This window comes from Neisseria sp. P0009.S007, from assembly GCF_051962515.1.
The window spans coordinates 1-281 of the sequence record NZ_JBQCVF010001060.1 but is presented as its reverse complement, the minus strand read 5'-3'; the positions used below and the strand labels follow the sequence as shown (position 1 = coordinate 281).

The following is a 281-nucleotide window of genomic DNA, read 5'->3' as shown; positions in this document are numbered from 1 at the left end:
CATCCAAAATCGCATCGGACACTTGGTCGGCTACTTTGTCCGGATGGCCTTCGGAAACCGATTCGGAAGTAAACAGATATTCTCTCATTTCAATATTTTCCTTCAAAAACAAGCCGTCTGCTTTCAGACGACCTGTTGTTTCATCATATATCCCACAACGGAAATCATAACAAAATTTCCACCTGCGCTCCATCCAAATGATAAATATTCCCACTTGGATAAAACGGTTTGGAATCCTGCCCGCACAGAACATACGGGCAAAAAAATTCCCGCATCAAGCG

Annotated in this window: 1 protein-coding gene; it reads right to left on the bottom strand. The window is 43.4% G+C overall.

Features of this window, described 5'->3' with window-relative positions:
* A partial coding sequence (locus ACTHS3_RS17750; RefSeq protein ID WP_440368737.1) for an S-adenosylmethionine synthetase N-terminal domain-containing protein occupies positions 1-88 on the bottom strand: 88 nt, incomplete at its 3' end.
* Positions 89-281: the final 193 nt, after the last annotated feature.